We start from the raw sequence: 17,489 nt of genomic DNA on the forward strand, positions 1-17,489 counted from the left end.
CGTGCGGTCAGTCCTCCTGGACGTCGATCTGGATCTTGCGCTCGCTCGGTGGCGCGGCGACCGGCACGCGGACCTCGAGGATGCCCCTGCGGTACTCGGCGGAGATCTTCGAGGTGTCCGCGCCGGGCGGCAGCGACACGCTGCGGGAGAACGAGCCGTAGCGGAACTCGGAACGGTGCTGGTCCTTCTTCGTCTCCTCCCGCTGGGCGGTGATGGTGAGAGTGCCCTCGGTGGCGCTCACGTCGATGTCCTTCGCGGCGTCCAGGCCGGGCAGCTCCGCGCGGACGACGTAGGCGCCCTCCTCGATGAAGTCCTCGATGTGCATCGGGTGGCGGGTGCCGAACGGCCACGTGGCGTCGAACATCTCCCACAGGTCGGGCAGCAGAGAGCTTGCCTGACGGCGAGCCGGCGAGGTCATGTCGTCTCCTTTCCTGTTGCCCTGCAGCGTTTTCAGCCCATCACCGGGGGTGCCCCGCCGGACAGGGAGCCAAGCGCACGACAGGAAGGCCCTTCGTCACTGGGGTCCGCGTGGCGCTCCGAGTGCCTTCGGACTCCACTCGCACCGGGACCTGAGGCCCTGTCGTGTCACGGTCTCGGGCTCGACGCTGGCAGCATCCACACGACTCCCAGGAGCGCTGATGAAGGTCGACGAGCTGATCGCGAGGACGAGGGACTCCCTGGAGGCGAAGAAGGTCTACGCCGAGCCGTACGAGAAGGACGGGATCACCGTGATCGCCGCCGCCACCGTCTCCGGCGGGTCGGGCGGCGGCACGGGACGCGACGACAAGGGCCAGGAGGGCGAGGGCGGCGGCTTCGGCCTGACCGCGAAGCCCACCGGGGCGTTCGTCATCTCCGGCGGCGAGGTGCGCTGGGAGCCGGCGATCGACGTGAACCGCCTGATCGCCACCAGCGGCGCGATCGCCATCGCCGCTCTGTTCGTGGCTTTGCGCATCGTCAAGGCGAAGGCGCGGTGACCCCGCTACCCCGGTGACACCTCCCCCGTTCCCGGCTCGTCGCCGCCCGCGCCGAACCGGAACGGCGGGTAGGTGTCCGTCATCAGCGCGGTGCTCGGCGCGGCGCAGTGGTTGGCGCTCCGCCACCTCGACGGATCGTCCACGTGGGTGTGGGCCGACGCGTTCGCCCGGTGCGGTGGCCTGGCCGTGGTCACCGCCTTCACGACGCCCCTGTGGCAGCCGGGCCGGCCGCCCGCGCTCATCGGCGCCGCCGGCGGCCTGCTGATGGCGGCCACGATGGCCGCCATCACCGGTATCGCGCTCGTGCGCCTCAGGCACGGCCGCTGATCAGCCGGTCTGGCGCAACGCGGCCTCGATCGCCTCGGTGATCGCCGCGTCCTCCGGCTCGACCCTCGGCCGGAACCGCGCCAGCACCTGCCCGTCCCTGGACACCAGGAACTTCTCGAAGTTCCACTGCACGTCGCCCGCCGCGCCCTCGGCGTCGGCGTGCCGCACCAGCTCCTGGTACACGGCGTGCCGCCCGGGACCGTTGACCTCCACCTTCTCGTACAGGGGGAACGACACCCCGTAGGTCGTCGAGCAGAACGTGGCGATCTCCTCGGACGTGCCCGGCTCCTGGCCCGCGAACTGGTTGCACGGGAAGCCGACCACGGAGAAGCCCTCCGCGCCGTACTTCTCCTGCAGCCGCTCCAGGCCCGCGTACTGAGGGGTGAGGCCGCAGCGCGAGGCCACGTTGACGATGAGGGACACCTTGCCCCGCACGGCGCTCAGGTCGCCCGGCTCGCCCGCGAGGGTGGCCACCGGGATGTCGTAGATCTCCATGCCGCCAAGGTAGTGCGGAGTTCATGTGACCGGTGGAGGCGGGGCATGACCAGGGTCGTGGTGATCGGCGACGTCGGAGGTCACGCGGAGCAGCTGCGGCACGTGTTCTCGATGCCGCTGGGCTATCTCACACGGCCGTACGTCGTCTACCGCAGCCGCGACACCGGACTCGGCACCCGCGCGCCGCGGCGCGGCTGGGAGCGCCCCGCGGGTCCCGGGACGTTCGTCCCGCCGCGAACGCGACGTTGCGATCTGCGATCACCCGCGGGTGATCACGGAGCCTGAGGAGGTGATCACGCCGTCCCCACTCACCGAGGAGCCACCTGTGCTTTCCGCTGCTTCAGCCGCCGTCGTGCGCGCGACCCTGCCCGTCGTCCGCGAGCACGCGACCGAGATCACCGCGGCGTTCTACCCGTCGATGTTCGCCGCGCACCCGGAGCTGCTGAACCTGTTCAACCAGGGCAACCAGGCCAGCGGCAAGCAGCAGGTCGCGCTGGCGGCGGCGGTCGTCGCGTACGCGCAGCACCTGCTCGACGGGACGCCGTTCGGCCCGATCGCGGACCGCATCGCGCACAAGCACGTCTCGCTCGGCGTGCGGCCCGAGCAGTACCCGATCGTCGGCAGGCACCTCATCGGTGCCGTCGCCACCGTGCTCGGGGACGCGGTGACGCCGGAGGTCGCGGCCGCGTGGGACGAGGTCTACTGGCTGTTCGCGGTCTCGCTGATCGCCGCCGAGGCGCGGTTGTCCCAGAGCGCGGGCGTCACCCCGGAGACGTTGTGGCGCCCGTGGCGCGTGGCGAAGCGCGACGACGAGGCCGTCGACACGGTGTCGTTCACGCTGGTGCCGGACGACGGCGGATCGGTGCCTTCGTTCGAGCCGGGGCAGTACGTGTCGGTGGCGGTCGACCTGCCGGACGGGCACCGGCAGCCGCGGCAGTACTCGCTGTCGCAGGCACCGGGCCGCGGCGAGCTGCGCATCACCGTGCGGCGGGTGCCCGGCGGTGCGGTGTCGAACTTCCTGCACGACCACGTGCACGCCGACGACACGCTGCTCGTCGGCCCACCGGCCGGTGAGGTCACGCTGGAGCACGGTTCGCGGCCAGTGGTGCTGATCAGCGCGGGCATCGGTATCACGCCGATGTTGTCGATGCTCGACCACATCGCCGCCACGCAGCCGGAGCGCACGGTCGTCGCCGTGCACGCCGAGCACTCGTCGGACCGGCACGCGCACCGCGCCGAGTACACCCGCTTCCAGCCGTTGACCTGGTACGACCACGGCGATGAAGAGGGTCGCGTCGACGTCGACCTGATCCCGTTGCCTCCCAACGCGATCGCGTACCTGTGCGGTCCCATCGCGTTCATGCGCGACATGCGCGCGGCACTTCTGCGCCGCGGTGTGCCCGCCGACGACGTCCGCTACGAGGTGTTCGGGCCGGGCATGCTCGAACGGTGAGCCGCCGGCGGCGCAGGGCCGCCTTTCCGGGAGCAGGCCTTCCAGTTGTTCCATCGGACAGGCTCAGCCCGTGTACAGCCGGCGACTTTCCGCACTTGCACGCGGCCGGCCGGCTCACGAGGGGCCGGGACCGTGCAGCCTTCCGGCGAGCCGTCGAAGCGGCGCCATGCCGATCAGATCGCCGAGGCGGATTCCGCGGTAGCCACTGTGCTCCAGGTGCGACAACAGCGCCGGGATGGCCAGGAACTGCCCGCCGGCCTGCACGTACGTGCCGGACATCGGCGGTGCCGCTCCCCCGTGGCAAGCCGCGAACGCCGCCGCCAGCGCCTCCTCTCGAGGCCCCTGCGGCAGCGACGGTCCCCGGACGACGCCGCTCTCGCCGGTAGCCAGCACCGGCTGCGCCGCCCAACCCCGCGGATCAGCGACATCGGCCGGTTCCGTCGCGCAGATGACGTAGCGCTGCGGAACCATCACCGATGGGAATTCGACGGCCAGTTCCCGCATGTGGTCGTCGAGATCACCGACGTCCGGGCCGGTGTCGCCGGTCGTGACGTACGCCACCAGAACCGGATCGTCGCCGTCGGTCGCGACCACCCGCGCCGCGCGTACGCCGGGATGCCGGGTGAGCAACTCCGTGGTGTCCGCCAGACTGATCCACGACTGGCGGACACTGACCCACTCCGGTCCCCGCCAGTACGCCGGCAGATCCACCAACTTGACGAGCTCGGACAGCGGCGGATCGGCCACGGAGGACACCTCGTCGGCCAGTGCGAGCAGCTGGTGCACGAAGCTGAGGGCGGCCGCCGGCGGCAGCAACGACACCGGGCTGGTGAGGACCACCAGCATCGAGTCGCGGACCGGCGCCACCTCCACCTGGAGGCCTGCGAATTCCGATTCGACCGGCATCTGCGCCAGCGCCGGCTCGCTGGTCGCCCCGGCGGCCGGGACGTGCATGGAATCGGGAAGAAAGTCGAGGTAGTCGAACGAGACGGCCGACGCCGTCCTCGCACCGATCCGCGCCGATTCCCGCGCGTCCAGCATGACCTGGTCGCCGACGTCGTGCAGGCCGTGTTTCACGCTGGCCACCACCGCGGCGAATCCGCGCCTGGCGATCTCCGAGAACGGCGGGTCACCGGTCAGGTCGAGAAAGGTCCGCACGGTCTGCGCATAGCGTCCCTGACTCGACCTGAGCCGGCTCGACATGCGGTTCGCGACAGCCACGTCGATCGTTCCGCGCCGGTGACCGGTCCAACCGGCCACCATGATGCCCAGAAGGCCGACCAGTACGGCGGCCGGCGTGACCCGGTACTTGCGGGACGCCGCGCGGCAGTGATCGGCCAGCTGTTGGGAGACGACCTGGGTCTGGAAATTGGACAGGTCCAGCCGCCCGCCGACCGTGTAGATCGGCAGCGTGGCGTGCGGCGATGTGGCCATCCCGGCGCGCAGGTACTCCATCGCCGCGTCGGTGCGTTGACGCAGTTGCGGTCCGGCCTCGGCCGCAGCCTGGTCGGCCGGCTGCCACGTGGGCGGCGGCAGGTCGGTTGCCAGGCCGTCCGGCTCAGCCACCAGCCGCATGACCTCCGCCCGCAGCATGCTGATGGAGTAGCCGTCAGCTGCGATCTTGTGCACCGCGACCAGAGCGAACTTCGCCAGCCCGTGCAGGCAGCCGGCGACCACCCGCATCGGACCGTCCACCGACATGTCGAAGATCTTCTGCAGCCTGTTCTGCAGTTCGGCGAAGGGGAACCGGGACGGCTCCCGCTCCAGATCCACCACGGTGACGTGCGGTTCGACCTGGGCGAGCACTACCTGCCGCGGCAGGCCGGCCTCGTCCTGCCGGTACACGGTGCGAAGGATTTCGTTGCGGTCGACAACGGCGGCCAGCGCGTCATTGAGGACTCGCATCGGTAGCGGTTCCGGGAATTCGAGCAGGGTGTAGAGCACCGGCGCGGCCTGGTCTTTCGCCAGCACCGCGACCTGCCAGAACCAGTGCTGCCCCCAGGAAATCGGACTTTCACGCACTTGACGTTCCACCGGACACCACCCGTCTTCCGCGTGCGACGCCAAGACCATCCCGCCCCATCATGATCACGAAGGCCAACCTGAGCATCAACCGGTGCTTCGTCGCCAGTAGATCGAGTAAGGGTCGATGAAGCAGATCTTGTCGTCGATGCCGTGCTTTTCCCGGTATTCGTGCACCGCAGCAGCACAGCCGGGTATGCCGTAGTCGTCCACGATCACGTATCCACCGGGCGAGAGCTTCGGGTACAGGTGGTCGAGCGCGTCCATCGTCGAGCTGTGCAGATCACCGTCCAGTCGCATGACCGCGAGGTGGCGCATCGGCGCGCTGGGAAGAGTGTCGGCGAACCAACCGCTCAGGAAAGCCACCTGCTCATCGAGGAGTCCGTACCGGCTGAAGTTCTCACGAACAGTCTCCTCGTCGACCGCGAGCATGTAGTTCTTGGTGTGCAACGCGAGTTGCTGATCCATCGGGTGACTGTCGGCCGATGTGGTCGGCACGCCTTCGAAGGAGTCGGCCACCCAGACCGTGCGATCCCGCACTCCGTGCGCCTTGAAGAGAGACCGGGCGAAGATGCAGACGCCCCCACGCCACACGCCCGTCTCGATGAAGTCACCCGGCACACCATCGGCGAGCACACGTTCCAGGCAGAACTGGACGTTGTCCAGTCTTTCCGTGCTCACCATCGTGTGCGCGATGTTGGGCGCCTCGGGATCACTCCCGCCGAAGACCGCCTGGCCGTCAACCCACGCGACCGGCTCACCCCGGTAGACGACGCTGGTCAAGGTCCGCTTCATGAGATCCAGGTACAGCTGACCGTCCGTCTTCATCCGCCCCCTCCAGTATGTGAACCGCAGACATTGCACAGCCGCGCCGACTCGTTGATCGCCGAGACAAACGCATCATCACACTGCGGCCGATTTCAGTGCAACGGAACGAAGAACGCAACTGTTTTGACGCCCCCTGATATGCCCCAGGGTTTCGAAGGATATCTCGCGTTCTCGCTCAGCGCGCACGAGACAGCACTCGGCGCAAATCCGACGTCGCGTGCGACATCGACTGCGGTTGCCACGACCCCCGATTACCCACATTTCTCCATTTGCACCATACCCCAAACGGGCGAACAGGCCTGTTACCGCCAGTGTCCGGGTACTGACGGTTGTCGAATCCGTCGAATCATTGTTCTGAGCCACTACAAATCGTCACGACCGCACCCATGTCGCGCCGGTGCGCCGTATCAGCCCATGTGACGCCCGCCGACACGACCCACGACGGCGAGATGTCGATGCCGAGCAATTCGACGTCCTTGGCCGTCGAGGACCGGCCGAGCAGAACCAGCCGGCCGCCCAGCCGGACAAAGACGAGATCGACGGCGAACGGGGCCGCCTCCTTGAGCCGCGGACCCTTCGGACAACGCTGGCCGGCCCGCGTCCTCCGGAGATGCCGCTCGGTCGATCGCGGGCTCCTGCGGCACGGCGGCTATGTGGCGGGCACGAGTTCAGCGAGTCGGGTGCGACGGAAGCCGACCGAGCGCGTCCTCGCCGGGCTCCGCGACCTCGCACACGTGCGGCTGTGCGGCGTGAACACCCCGGACGACCGCGAGCCGGCCTTCGCAGTCACCGTAGCGGGCATGACGCCCCAGAGCGCCGCCTCGCGACTGGCCGACCGGGGTGTGTTCGTCTCCGCCGGCCACAACTACGCGCTGAAGTGCGCACAGGCCCTCAACCTGTCGAGGGCAGAGGGCGCCGTGCGCTTCGGCCTGGTGCATTACCACTCCGCAGACGACGTCGACCGCATCCCGCAGGCACTCGCGGATCCACGTCCGTGACTCGTCTGCTCGCCTCACCACAAGATCATCCGCATCGACCAGAGGGCTTCACCTTGGCGACCTGCACTGCCACGCTCAGGTCAAGCCGAGGCGGTCGATCTGATCGGGTGAGACGGGCCGAGGACGAACTCGCAAAGGTGCTCGGGCGGCGAGTGATCGGCGGATTTTCGGCCCTGCGAAGTCAGAAGCCCTGCCGGCTGGCGAGGACTCGGCGCACGGTCGCCACCACGGTGTTCGCTGATGGAAGCACGCGCTTCGGTCGTGGTTCGTCGATCCAGCGCCAGCCGGTGCCGTCGGTCGGGATCACGGTGTGGGTACCGGCGTGGCACACGTCGGGCAGGCCGGTGAGCAGATCCGGTGGTACCGGCTGGGTGAGGAACGTCCACCGGGTGCCTTCGGGGTTCGCGATGACCGGGCCCGCGAGCATGGCCATGCCGAGTTGCGCCTGGACCTGAGTCGCGAGAGGAACGGGTATGGTGATCGCGTCGAGCGCCTGGCCCAGTGCGACGGCGAGTTGCCGCTCGACGACCGCGATGGTCACGGGCCAGCCGAAGCGCTCCTCGTAGTGCATGCGGGCTGCCGCAAGTTCCACGAGCCATTGAGGTAATGCGGAAGTCTTCATTTTTCACACACCTGCCGGGTCGCAGCGATGTCGACTTCAGGTATAAGCGACAAACTGCGGCAACACCGAAAAACCCCGGTAAAGAACCGCGCACTCCCCCGGCCGCGCGCCGGTGAATGGTTCGTCCGTCCTCGGCCGGGCGGGTGTTCGCGCCTGCGTGACGAGGCGATCAGCGCGTTGGTCGTGTTCCTGGCCCATCTGCCGGTCGATCTGGCTCCTGACCCCGCCGGGCCTGCTCTCGGGCCTCGCCCGCGCTGCGGCCGAGGCCGCGTTCGGCGTCGAAGGCCTCGACGAACACGGTCACCTCGGCGGGTCCTGAAACTCGCTCATGGACATCCGGCCGTGGAATGCGACCGAACGCCCGCCTCAGGCGCCAGCGTTGGCACTGGTCGATGGCTGCCACCGCAGCCATCAGTTCAACGTTCGTCAGCGCGGTGATCATCCGCTCCTCAGGACAGAGCAGAGTTGCCCGCGTCACATCGGGTGGAAGTTGACACCGGTGTCAACACATAGCGTCGAAATCGTCCGTGATTCGACGTTTCAGGAGCTGTTCACGATGAGCAAAGCGTTGGGGTACACGACTTTCGGCGATGCCGGCGTCCAGGAGTTCTTCGAGCGGCCGGATCCCGCACCCGGTCCCGCCGAAGTCCTCGTCCGCGTCGCGGCGGCGGGAGTGAATCCGGTGGACCACAAGCTGCGGTCCGGACACGCCCCCGCGTTGAACGGCCACCTGCCCTTCCCCCAGGTCCTGGGAGTGGAAGCGGCCGGAACCGTGCTCGCGGTCGGCGAGGAGGTGACCGGCCTGGCCGTCGGCGACCGGGTCACCGGGTTCGCCTTGACCGGCTCGGGCACGTACGCGAGAACGACGCTGCTGCTCGGCGACGCCACAGCCCGCATCCCGGACGCGCTGCCGGACACCTGGGCGGCGACCATCCCCGTCGCCGGCACCACCGCGCTGGACGTGCTGGACCAGCTCGACCTACCCGCCGGATCCTCGTTGCTGGTCAACGGGATCGGCGGCGGCGTCGGCATCGCGCTGGCCCAGCTGGCCCGGGACCGAGGGCTGATCGTGACGGGTACGGCGAGCCTGGCGAAGCGGGATCTCGTCACGTCGGCCGGTGCGTCCTTTGTGGACTACACTGGCGGCGGCGTCGTGGACCGGCTCCGCGCACAGGTCCCGGACGGCTTCGACGCCGCGGTCGACAACGTCGGCGGCGAGTCGCTGCGTGAGATCGCCCCGCTGGCGGCGAAGCTCATCTCCGTCGGGGACCCGTCCGTGACCGAACTCGGTGGCGTGATGGTCCACCGCCGCCTCGACAGGGCAGGCCTCGAACGCGTCGCCGAGCTGATGGTCACCGGAAAGCTCGACCCGCACATCACTCAGACGTACCCGCTCGAACGCGCGGACGAGGCGTTGGCACTCGTCGAGTCCCTACACGCCACAGGCAAGCTCGTCATCGACATGAGCCTCTGACCACGCTCACCCTGCACCGATCCCGGCCCGGTGCAGGGTGTTGATCTCGATCAGCTCGTCGAGGACGGCCCTGGCCTCGACGAGCCGGGTGATGTCGGCGGTCAGCCGGTCGCGCTCCTCGTGCATCGTCTTGAAAGCGTCTTCGGCGACGTCCTTGGCGTCGCTGTCCACGCACGGCAGCAACCGGGCGATCACCTTGCTGCTCAGCCCCGCGTCGAACAACCGCCGGATGATCTCGACCCGTTCGACCTCCGTCGCCGCGTAGTGCCGCTGCCCGCCGACGGAGCGCGTGCTGTGCATCAGCCCCTGCTGCTCGTAGTACCGCAACGAACGAGCGCTGACCCCGGTCAGCCGGGCCAGTTCCCCGATCTTCATCGTCGCGGCGGAGGACGTCGTGGTCACGACAACCAGCCTACGGCGCGGACACTGGACACGAAGCGAGGCCGACCAGGAAACGCCGATGCCACCGCAACACCGTGCCCGGAGACACCAACCGGTGCTCTCGCAACCACACCCGGCACCGGGTCCTCGTCGCCGTACAGGATCAAGCGACCTGACGTCCAGAGGTGTGCCATCCTGTCGGCATGCCCGCCGACGAGGGCTCCTACGACTTCTTCGTCAGCCACTCGCCCGCCGACCAGGACTGGGCGAGCTGGATCGCTTGGCAACTCGAGGAACGGCTGCGACTGGACGGCAGGCAGCCCAAGGCTTTCCTCCGGGCCTGGGACGTCGTCAGTGGCCGGCACGACGCGATCAGCACGCATCTCGCGATCAAGGCGTCCGCGCGGCTGGTGGCCGTGTTGACACCGGACTACCTGGCGAACGCCGAGAACGGCATGGAGGAACTGCTCGCGATGTGGTCCGGCGATCGGCAGGGGCTGCTCCGCCGGGTGGTGCCGGTCCGGGTCAAGGCGTGCACGCCCGACGGCCTGCTCGCCTCGATCGTGCCGCTGGACCTCGTCGGCCGGGACGAGACCGAGTCCGCCGACGCGCTGCTGACGGGGATCGTCGCGTCGCTGCACGGCCGGGCCAAGCCGATGGAGGAGCCGCCGTTTCCCGAAACGCCATCTCCGGGAAAACGCGCCACACCCCGGTTTCCCGGTCCGGTGCTGGTAGGAGAACCGCCCACCATCCCACCGCGGTGGTTCCGGGACCGCATCGCCGAGGTGCACGACATCGAGCTCCACCTGGCCGATCCACGCACCGGACTTGTGACAGTGGTGGGTCACCGGGACGGGCTCGGCAAGACCGCGCTGATCCACCGGATCTGGGAGCGCGTTCGCGAAGGCTCGTCGCCATTGCGGGCCTACGGTCTGGTTTACCTGTCCGCGCGCGGGTTCCGGCCGGTGACCGCCGGTCGGGTGATCGACGCGCTCGTCGAGCTCCTGCCCGCGCACGAGGCCGAGCGGCTCAAAGCCGTTGCCCTGCAGCCTCTTCCGGCGGTCGAGAAGCTGGTGGAGGTGCTCGACGCGCTGGCAGGGCGCACCGTGATACTCGCGATCGACGCGATCGAGGAACTGCTCGACGACGACGAGAACATCGCCGACCCCGCCCTGCGTGAGCTGATCAACCACCTCGTGCCGCGGCCAGAGAGCGGCGTGCGGCTGCTGCTCGTCGGCCGGCGTGCGATGGCGGAACGCTTCCCCGCCACGACTCAGCGGCGTGACCTGGAAAGGGGACTGCCGCCGGAAGAAGCCTTCGCACTGCTCGAGGTGATGGACGTCGACGGCACGCTGAACCTGGGCGCCGTGCCGGAGCACGACAGGGCCCGGCTACACCGACTGACACGAGGTTCGCCACGTGCGCTCGAACTGGTGTACGCGGTTCTCGCCCACAGAGATTGTTCTTTCGCCGAACTGCTCGACCACATCGGGCAGGCGGAGGAACCAGAAGTGATCTTGCCTCTGCTCACCCTGGCCTGCCGCAGGCTGCCGCCGCTCGAGCGCTCGGTGCTGCAGGCGCTCGCCGTCTACGGACGCCCGGTTCCGGCGGCGGCCGTGGAGCACCTCGTGCCCGACCGGGAGGCCCGCGGCGCCCTCGAAGGACTGCGCCGACTGCGATTGGCGCAGCAGGAAGGTATGTACTTCTCGGTGCCCGCGCCTGCCGAACGCGACTTCCTGATCGGCCTGGTGGGGCCGGAGACGAGCCGCACACGGGAAGTTCTCCTGCACCTGGCGGCGGACTACTTCGCGGGTGAACGGCACCGCGAACCGACAAGGTTCACCGATCTGCGGCCACAGCTGCTCGAGATCGAGCTGCGGCTGCGCGCGGGTGACCGCACGAGGGCGTTCGCCCTCATGGCGGTTGTCGACGACGAGTACCTGCGGGGCTGGGGTGCCAGCTCCGCCCTGGTGCCGTTGCTGCGGATGCTTCTGCGCGGCGACGGCAACACGAGACTGCTGGAGATCGACGCCGAGTCGCTGCTCGCCCGCGCTTTGATGCAGGAGGAAGACCATCGAGGCGCCGTGGAAGGTCTTGAACACGCCCTCGGGCTCGCGTCCCGCGGACACGCACGCAGGCGGATCGTGTTGCGGGAGCAGCTGACCGAGGCGTACCTCCAGCTCGGAGAACTGCGGCTGGCGGCTGCGCACAACCGCCGAGCCTGCCTCGCGTCGATCACCCAGATACGGCCGAGACACGCCGTCACGGCGATCGCGGGCCTCGCGGTGTGCCTCGCTCGGCAGGGGCGGTTCGGGCCTGCGTTGCGTCGCTTCCGGTCGGCACGAACCATGCTGGCGTTGTTCGGCAAGACCGCGGATCGCGTGCACCGACCGACGATCCTCATCAGTGAGGCCTGGGTGCACATTCAACTCGGCGCGCGCGATCGGGCCAGGGCCCTGCTGCGCGAAGCCAAGCGGGACGCCATCGCGCTCGGCGACCGTGACGAGGAGGGCAGTTGCCTGCTCAACGAGGCACAACTGGCCCTGGACGACCACAACCTGGAGCATGCGGTCTCGCTGGCCGAGGAAGCATCGGCCATCGGCGTGCACAACGGGGATTACCCGCTGTGCCGTCTTGCCATGGAGATCCTCGCGATGGCGAAGCTCGATCAGGGCGATCTTCCCGCGGCCACGCGCGCCGCAGCCATCGCACAACGCAACCGCGGCTCGGTTCTCGGCTACGTCCTGGTGGGCCTGGCCGCGTACCGACGACATGACGCGGACGACGAGGCGCGAGCCGCGTTCCACCAAGGTCGCGTGGCGGCGAGCAAACGGCACAGGCTCAACGAGCGCGACTTCCAGTTCCTCGACACTTGTGGGCTGGTCGCCTGCGGATTGGCGCTCCTGGGCGAACAGTCCTTCCTCGCCACCGCGCTGGATTCCTTCCGCACCGCTCGCGAGATCACGAACGGCGCCGGCGCCGTGACCAGAATCCTGTTCCTGCTCAAGCAGTTCGAGCCACGCGCCGACCCCAGAACGCTCGAACGAGTCCGTTCAGCGGCCAAGGGCGAGCGAGTTCAGCCAAAAGACTAGGGCGAGCGCAACCACGACGAGGGTGACGATCACGAGGAAGAACACCGCACCACCGCGGCCGCCGTCATCGCTCGTCCGCTTCTTCCCGCCAGGGGTTCTGAACTGCGCGTTCATTCCGAATGCCTCCGCCAGGACGACGCTAGGAGCACGGCGGGGCGACGGTCCATGACGCACGGATGTCGTCAGGACCCCGCCGACCTGCGCGTCGATGGCGGTCCTGGCAAATGAGGAATCTCTGGGAAATGATCTGTGCGACCGAAGTCCCCGCCCTCTGGAGGCCGCACTGTTCGTCCGAGTAGCGGTGTCCGATCCTCTTCCCGTGTTCCGGCAGGGTGTGGCGGCGTGTCTCGACAACGTCACCGTGGAGTCCGAGACACCGTCCGACCTGCGCGCGTGGGCCCACAGCGTGGAACGCCGCGTCGTCCTGCTGTCGGTGTGCACGTCCGAGGACTGGGAGCTGCTGGCAGACCTCTGCCGGGCACCGGAGGGCGTCGTCGTCATCGCGCTGCTCGACGACGTGAGCGTCGCCAACTACCTGCGCGCCATCACGGCGGGCGCGGCCGGGGCCACCTCACGTGCGGTCTCCCCGGCAGAACTCCGTTCGGTGTTCCGCGCGGCGGTCGAGGGCAGCACGCTGCTGCCCACCGCCGTCGTGCGCGCCCTCGCCACCGGAAGCACCGCCTCCTCGCCAGCGAGCGACCACCCGTCATCGCAGGAGATCGGCTGGCTCCGGGACCTCGCGAACGGCGTCAGCGTCGTCCGCATCGCGGAGAGCGCGGGCTACTCAGAGCGCATGATGTTCCGGCTGCTGCGCGACCTGTACGCGAGACTCGGCACCCGCGGCCGGACGGAAGCGTTGATGCTGGCCAGGAAACGCGACTGGATCTGACTCACGCGCCGGGGAACGGCGGCTCCGACACGGGCTTGGCACGGCCGGCAAGTGCCGCCGCCACTCCGTTCACCAACGTCGTCCGCGCTTCGTCCCGGGTCACGCCGAACAGGTCGATGCCGACAACCTGCCCCAGAAACCCAGGACGATCGCAGTCCTCGACCCGCACCACCAGCAGCTTCCGCTTCAACCCCAGCGGATCAGCGGCCCAGGCGACCTCCCACTCCGCCGTCCCGTACACCGACGTCAGGTAGGACCGCGACAGCACCGCGAGCGTCCGCTCCGCCCTCTGGACTCCTTCTTGCATGACATGCGTCCAGTTGCTTCCCGGCACGAAGTCCCACGCCTCGATCAGCACCTCGAGACCGGCGTGCTCCAGCTGCCATGCAATCCACTTCGCCCACGCGCGGTCGGCCTGGTTGTAGGACACGAACACGTCCCAGTCGGCGCTCATGCCCACCAGGATGGCAGCGTTGAACGAGAAGAAGCGGTGGAGAGTCAGGTCCGGTGGTAGTCGTTGCACACGACAGGTCGTCATCGCGGTGATGTTGGCGGTGTTCACCGTCGCTTGGTGGGGTGCTGCGTCGCACGTTGACGCGTGGGATGCGCCGTCTGATCGTCCGGCCTTTCCGCGGTGCGTCTGCGGACCTTGCATCCGCTTGGCGGCCGCTGATCCTGTGCTCGCTGTCGACGCATTGGTGCGCGTGCACGAGTTGGGCTACCAGTGGTGACCTCTCCGGAGAGTCTCCGCGGCGAACTGGAGCGAGCCTCTGGCGCCGTGCGTGCCGAAATCCGCCGAGGCGGTCGATCTGATCGGGTTCGACAGGCTGAGGACAACACCAACGTGGTTCAGCGGTACCGCGACGTCAAGGTGTCCGTTCTAAGGTGGACGGATGAAGGTTCTGTCCATCCAGTCGGTCGTCGCCCACGGCCACGTCGGCAACTCCGCTGCCGTGTTCCCGCTGCAGCGCCTCGGGGTCGAGGTCGTCCCGATCCCCACGGTCAACTTCTCCAACCACACCGGGTACGGCGCGTGGCGCGGCCCGCTCCTGCCGCCGTCGGACGTGGCCGAGATCTTGCTCGGGGTGGAGGAACGCGGGGTGTTCGGGCAGGTCGACGCCGTGCTGTCCGGCTACCAGGGTGGCACGGGCATCGCCGATGTGATCATCGACGCGGTGCGCAGGGTGAAGGCCGCGAACCCGGCAGCGCTCTACGCTTGCGACCCGGTGATGGGCAACGCCAAGTCCGGGTGCTTCGTCGCGCCCGAGATCCCCGTGCTGCTGCGCGACCGGGTCGTGCCGGTGGCAGACATCATCACCCCGAACCAGTTCGAGCTCGGCTTCCTCACCGGCACCGAGCCGGTGAGCGTCGAGGAGACACTGGCGTCGGCAGACCTCGCCCGCGCGATGGGCCCGTCGACCGTGCTGGTCACCAGCGTCGAGCGGCCCGACCGGGAGGAGGGCACGATCGAGATGCTCGTCGTGGACACCGCTGGGTCCTGGCTCGTGAGCACCCCGCATCTGCCGTTCAAGGCGAACGGGTCCGGCGACGTCACGGCCGCGCTGTTCACCGCCCACTACGTCCAGACCAACGACGCGGCGCTGGCGCTGGAGCGCACCGCGTCGAGCGTCTTCGACCTGATCGATCTCACCTACCGCTCCGGTGAGCGCGAACTGCGGCTGGTGCAGGCCCAGGAGTTCTACGCGACGCCGCGGATGCAGTTCAAGGCCGAGCAGGTGCGCTGAGCCCAGGGCGATGGCCACCAGCTGGCTCTGCACCGGGCGCGCGACAGGAGTGACGCCTACTTCGTCGTCAACGAAGCGATCACCCGCAGCCTCGTTCACCCGCCCCTGAGCCCCACGCCGGCAGCGCCGGCGGTCACGTGGCGCAGCTCGGACGCGATCGGTGAAGGTCGCGCGAATGAATACGGCGAGTTCGAGGATCTCCGGCCAGTAGTCACAGTGCGGCTTGCCTCTGTCGCCTGGCTGCGGGCGGAGGTGCTTGGCGAGCAGGCGCTGTGCGGAGAGGCGGACGTCGCGCTCCAGCACCGCCTCGGCGTGCGCGGCCTCGGAATCCAGCGGCGACGGGGTCTGGCGGTCGGCTGCCGATGCGTCGGCGGGGCCGCGAGGTTTTGGGTGGTCCGGCCTCTGTCGACAGATTGTCAACGGATTGTCGACGGAGGCTGCGAGGCTCTGACAACGAGCCATCTCGACACGTTCACCGAAGCTGATCCACCACCCCCATCCCGAAAAGACACCACACAGGAGGTGGCCGCCCAAGCCGGGCGGGAGGGAGGATTGTTGTGTCGAACCACGGGAGTCCAACCGAGCGCATGACTCGGCATTCTTTGACTCCGCGTGAACTAATGGTGCTGGCTCTGCTCGCCGAGGGGCTTGCAGCGAAAGCGATCGCGCACAGGCTGCGCGTCTCCTCTCGCACAGTACACAAGCATCAGGAGAATCTCTACCGAAAGTTGGGGACGTCGGATCGTCTCGGCACAGTGCTGTTGGCACAGCGGCTGGGATTGGTGTCGACGCCCGAGATGAAGCGCTACGCATCTACGCACAATGACGTATGTTGACACCGCCACGGGTCTGACATTCTTGCCACGGAAACCATTCCACCGCGAATTACGGAAGGGAGGTGACCTGTCATGACGATCAAGATTGAGATCCGGGAGCTGGAGCGCCTGGAGACCACGGTCAACTGTCGCGCCCAGGGAACCTGCGGCTGATCCGTCACAGGTTCCAGACGAGTGGCCGCGGAGGAGCAGGCCTCCTCCGCGGCCATCATGGTGAAAGAGGAAGAGATGAAGCACCCGAAGATCAAATATGCGATGGGCGGAACCCGCCTTTCCCCAACGAAGATCATTCTTGGCGCGCTGCAATGGGGCATCGGGGTTGAACTCACCGATGAAGCGGACGGCAAGGTCTGGCAGCTGCTCAAGCTGATGGACGGCTCGAACACCCGGGATCAGGTCGTCGCCCGAATGCGGCTCGATTTTCCGAGCATGGACGAGAACAGCGTCGGTGCCGCGATCGACGCCCTGATCGCGGCCGGGTTCGTGGAGGACGCTTCGGCGCCGGTGCCGCCGGAGCTGAGCGCCGAGGAGCTGGAGCGCTACGAGCGCAGCCGGCACTTCTTCGCTTGGATCGATCGGACGCCTCGGGTGTCGCCGTGGGAGATCCAGGCTCGGCTCAAGCGCGCGCGGGTGTGCGTGCTCGGAGTGGGCGGCGCGGGCAGCGCGGTCGCCGCCGGGCTGGTCTCCGCCGGCATCGGCACGCTCACCTGTGTCGATCACGACGTGGTGACGGTCTCGAACCTGAACCGGACCCTGTTGTACTCCGAGGCCGACATCGGCTCGCTCAAGGTTGACGTGGCCGTGCGCCGGTTGCGTCAGCTCAATCATCACGTCGACATCCGCGGCCGGAACATGTTGATCGGCGGCAGTCACGATCTCGACGAGTTCATGAACGACCACGATCTGGTGGTGCTGTGCGCCGACGAACCACGGCACAAGATCGGGTTCTGGGCGAACGAGTCGGCGTTGCGCACAGGAACGCCGTGGCAGCTGTGTCTGTACGCCGGTCCGATGGTGGTCACCGGGATCTTCCTTCCCGGCCAAACCGCGTGCTGGGGATGCATCCCGGGCAGTGACGGCGGATTTCCCGACGTCCCGGAGTTCGAGCTGCTCAACGGCAACGGCCCGAACGCCGTGGTCGGGCCCAGTGCGAACCTGACCGGGCACACCGGCGCGCTGCTGGCCACCTACTTCCTCGCCGGACTGCCGGTGCAGGCCGTTGGTCAGGTTCTGCACCACAGCCTGACGCGCCTCGACCACGCTTACTTCGTCGGCCCAGGACCGAAGGTGTGCGACATCTGCGGCCGCGTCGGCGGTGAGCGGCAAGACGCCATGAGCAGTGGGCGGGCGTAG

General features: G+C 68.3%; 18 protein-coding genes and 1 pseudogene. 11 read left to right on the top strand and 8 right to left on the bottom strand.

The genetic code is table 11. The features are described 5' to 3' along the window. Positions 1-7 precede the first annotated feature (7 nt). Entirely contained in the window at positions 8-418 is a 411-nt protein-coding gene (locus ACWEIJ_RS19885) for an Hsp20/alpha crystallin family protein (RefSeq protein ID WP_449838649.1), read from the bottom strand. 220 nt (positions 419-638) lie between these two features. Here ACWEIJ_RS19885 and ACWEIJ_RS19890 point away from each other — a divergent pair, with 220 nt between their 5' ends. Together ACWEIJ_RS19890 and ACWEIJ_RS19895 are read left to right on the top strand one after the other, a co-directional pair. Next, positions 639-974, top strand: coding sequence for a spore germination protein GerW family protein (locus ACWEIJ_RS19890; RefSeq protein WP_449838650.1), 336 nt, complete (start codon positions 639-641; stop codon positions 972-974). Between the two features lie 72 nt (positions 975-1,046). After that, a complete protein-coding gene (locus ACWEIJ_RS19895; RefSeq protein WP_449838651.1) occupies positions 1,047-1,301 on the top strand; it encodes a hypothetical protein in 255 nt (84 codons plus the stop codon). Here the strand turns inward: ACWEIJ_RS19895 and ACWEIJ_RS19900 are convergent, their stop codons facing one another. After that, entirely contained in the window at positions 1,302-1,796 is a 495-nt protein-coding gene (locus tag ACWEIJ_RS19900; RefSeq protein WP_449838652.1) for a glutathione peroxidase, read from the bottom strand. Between the two features lie 90 nt (positions 1,797-1,886). On the opposite strand from ACWEIJ_RS19900, the pseudogene ACWEIJ_RS19905 reads away from it, so the two are divergent. Together ACWEIJ_RS19905 and ACWEIJ_RS19910 are read left to right on the top strand one after the other, a co-directional pair. Further along, positions 1,887-2,000 (top strand): annotated as a pseudogene (locus ACWEIJ_RS19905) (respiratory nitrate reductase subunit gamma); the annotation flags it as partial. A gap of 121 nt (positions 2,001-2,121) precedes the next feature. After that, the gene (locus ACWEIJ_RS19910; protein WP_449838653.1) at positions 2,122-3,249 is read left to right on the top strand and encodes a globin domain-containing protein; all 1,128 of its coding nucleotides are present in this window, start codon (positions 2,122-2,124) and stop codon (positions 3,247-3,249) included. A gap of 114 nt (positions 3,250-3,363) precedes the next feature. Here the strand turns inward: ACWEIJ_RS19910 and ACWEIJ_RS19915 are convergent, their stop codons facing one another. Both ACWEIJ_RS19915 and ACWEIJ_RS19920 read right to left on the bottom strand, forming a co-directional pair. Beyond that, a complete protein-coding gene (locus ACWEIJ_RS19915) occupies positions 3,364-5,322 on the bottom strand; it encodes a condensation domain-containing protein (RefSeq protein WP_449838654.1) in 1,959 nt (652 codons plus the stop codon). 36 nt (positions 5,323-5,358) lie between these two features. Continuing rightward, positions 5,359-6,099 (bottom strand): TylF/MycF/NovP-related O-methyltransferase, encoded by a 741-nt coding sequence (locus tag ACWEIJ_RS19920; RefSeq protein ID WP_449838655.1) that lies wholly within the window; start codon positions 6,097-6,099, stop codon positions 5,359-5,361. Between the two features lie 680 nt (positions 6,100-6,779). On the opposite strand from ACWEIJ_RS19920, the gene ACWEIJ_RS19925 reads away from it, so the two are divergent. Further along, a complete protein-coding gene (locus ACWEIJ_RS19925) occupies positions 6,780-7,097 on the top strand; it encodes an aminotransferase class V-fold PLP-dependent enzyme (RefSeq protein ID WP_449838656.1) in 318 nt (105 codons plus the stop codon). A gap of 181 nt (positions 7,098-7,278) precedes the next feature. On the opposite strand, the gene ACWEIJ_RS19930 is transcribed toward ACWEIJ_RS19925, so the two are convergent. Continuing rightward, complete coding sequence (locus ACWEIJ_RS19930) at positions 7,279-7,689, bottom strand: hypothetical protein (RefSeq protein WP_449838657.1); 411 nt, start codon at positions 7,687-7,689, stop codon at positions 7,279-7,281. Positions 7,690-7,888: 199 nt separating this feature from the next. Next, positions 7,889-8,161: a hypothetical protein gene (locus ACWEIJ_RS19935; RefSeq protein ID WP_449838658.1), complete on the bottom strand. Its 273-nt coding sequence runs from the start codon at positions 8,159-8,161 to the stop codon at positions 7,889-7,891. A 114-nt stretch (positions 8,162-8,275) separates the two neighbouring features. Here ACWEIJ_RS19935 and ACWEIJ_RS19940 point away from each other — a divergent pair, with 114 nt between their 5' ends. Beyond that, entirely contained in the window at positions 8,276-9,193 is a 918-nt protein-coding gene (locus ACWEIJ_RS19940; protein ID WP_449838659.1) for an NADP-dependent oxidoreductase, read from the top strand. A 6-nt stretch (positions 9,194-9,199) separates the two neighbouring features. Here ACWEIJ_RS19940 and ACWEIJ_RS19945 read toward each other — a convergent pair whose 3' ends face one another. Continuing rightward, the gene (locus tag ACWEIJ_RS19945) at positions 9,200-9,595 is read right to left on the bottom strand and encodes a MerR family transcriptional regulator (RefSeq protein WP_449838660.1); all 396 of its coding nucleotides are present in this window, start codon (positions 9,593-9,595) and stop codon (positions 9,200-9,202) included. Between the two features lie 182 nt (positions 9,596-9,777). Here ACWEIJ_RS19945 and ACWEIJ_RS19950 point away from each other — a divergent pair, with 182 nt between their 5' ends. Further along, positions 9,778-12,666: a TIR domain-containing protein gene (locus ACWEIJ_RS19950; RefSeq protein WP_449838661.1), complete on the top strand. Its 2,889-nt coding sequence runs from the start codon at positions 9,778-9,780 to the stop codon at positions 12,664-12,666. Positions 12,667-12,985: 319 nt separating this feature from the next. Next, a complete protein-coding gene (locus ACWEIJ_RS19955; protein WP_449838662.1) occupies positions 12,986-13,555 on the top strand; it encodes a DNA-binding response regulator in 570 nt (189 codons plus the stop codon). Between the two features lies 1 nt (position 13,556). Here ACWEIJ_RS19955 and ACWEIJ_RS19960 read toward each other — a convergent pair whose 3' ends face one another. Beyond that, positions 13,557-14,093: a toll/interleukin-1 receptor domain-containing protein gene (locus ACWEIJ_RS19960; protein WP_449838663.1), complete on the bottom strand. Its 537-nt coding sequence runs from the start codon at positions 14,091-14,093 to the stop codon at positions 13,557-13,559. A 355-nt stretch (positions 14,094-14,448) separates the two neighbouring features. On the opposite strand from ACWEIJ_RS19960, the gene pdxY reads away from it, so the two are divergent. The 3 genes from pdxY (at position 14,449) to ACWEIJ_RS19975 (ending at position 17,489) form a co-directional block, all read left to right on the top strand. Next, positions 14,449-15,300: a pyridoxal kinase PdxY gene (pdxY, locus tag ACWEIJ_RS19965; RefSeq protein ID WP_449838664.1), complete on the top strand. Its 852-nt coding sequence runs from the start codon at positions 14,449-14,451 to the stop codon at positions 15,298-15,300. A gap of 587 nt (positions 15,301-15,887) precedes the next feature. Then, entirely contained in the window at positions 15,888-16,136 is a 249-nt protein-coding gene (locus ACWEIJ_RS19970) for a response regulator transcription factor (protein WP_449838928.1), read from the top strand. A gap of 174 nt (positions 16,137-16,310) precedes the next feature. Continuing rightward, on the top strand, positions 16,311-17,489 hold the full coding sequence (locus tag ACWEIJ_RS19975) for a HesA/MoeB/ThiF family protein (RefSeq protein ID WP_449838665.1): 1,179 nt from the start codon (positions 16,311-16,313) through the stop codon (positions 17,487-17,489).

Source organism: Lentzea sp. NPDC004789 (assembly GCF_053601075.1).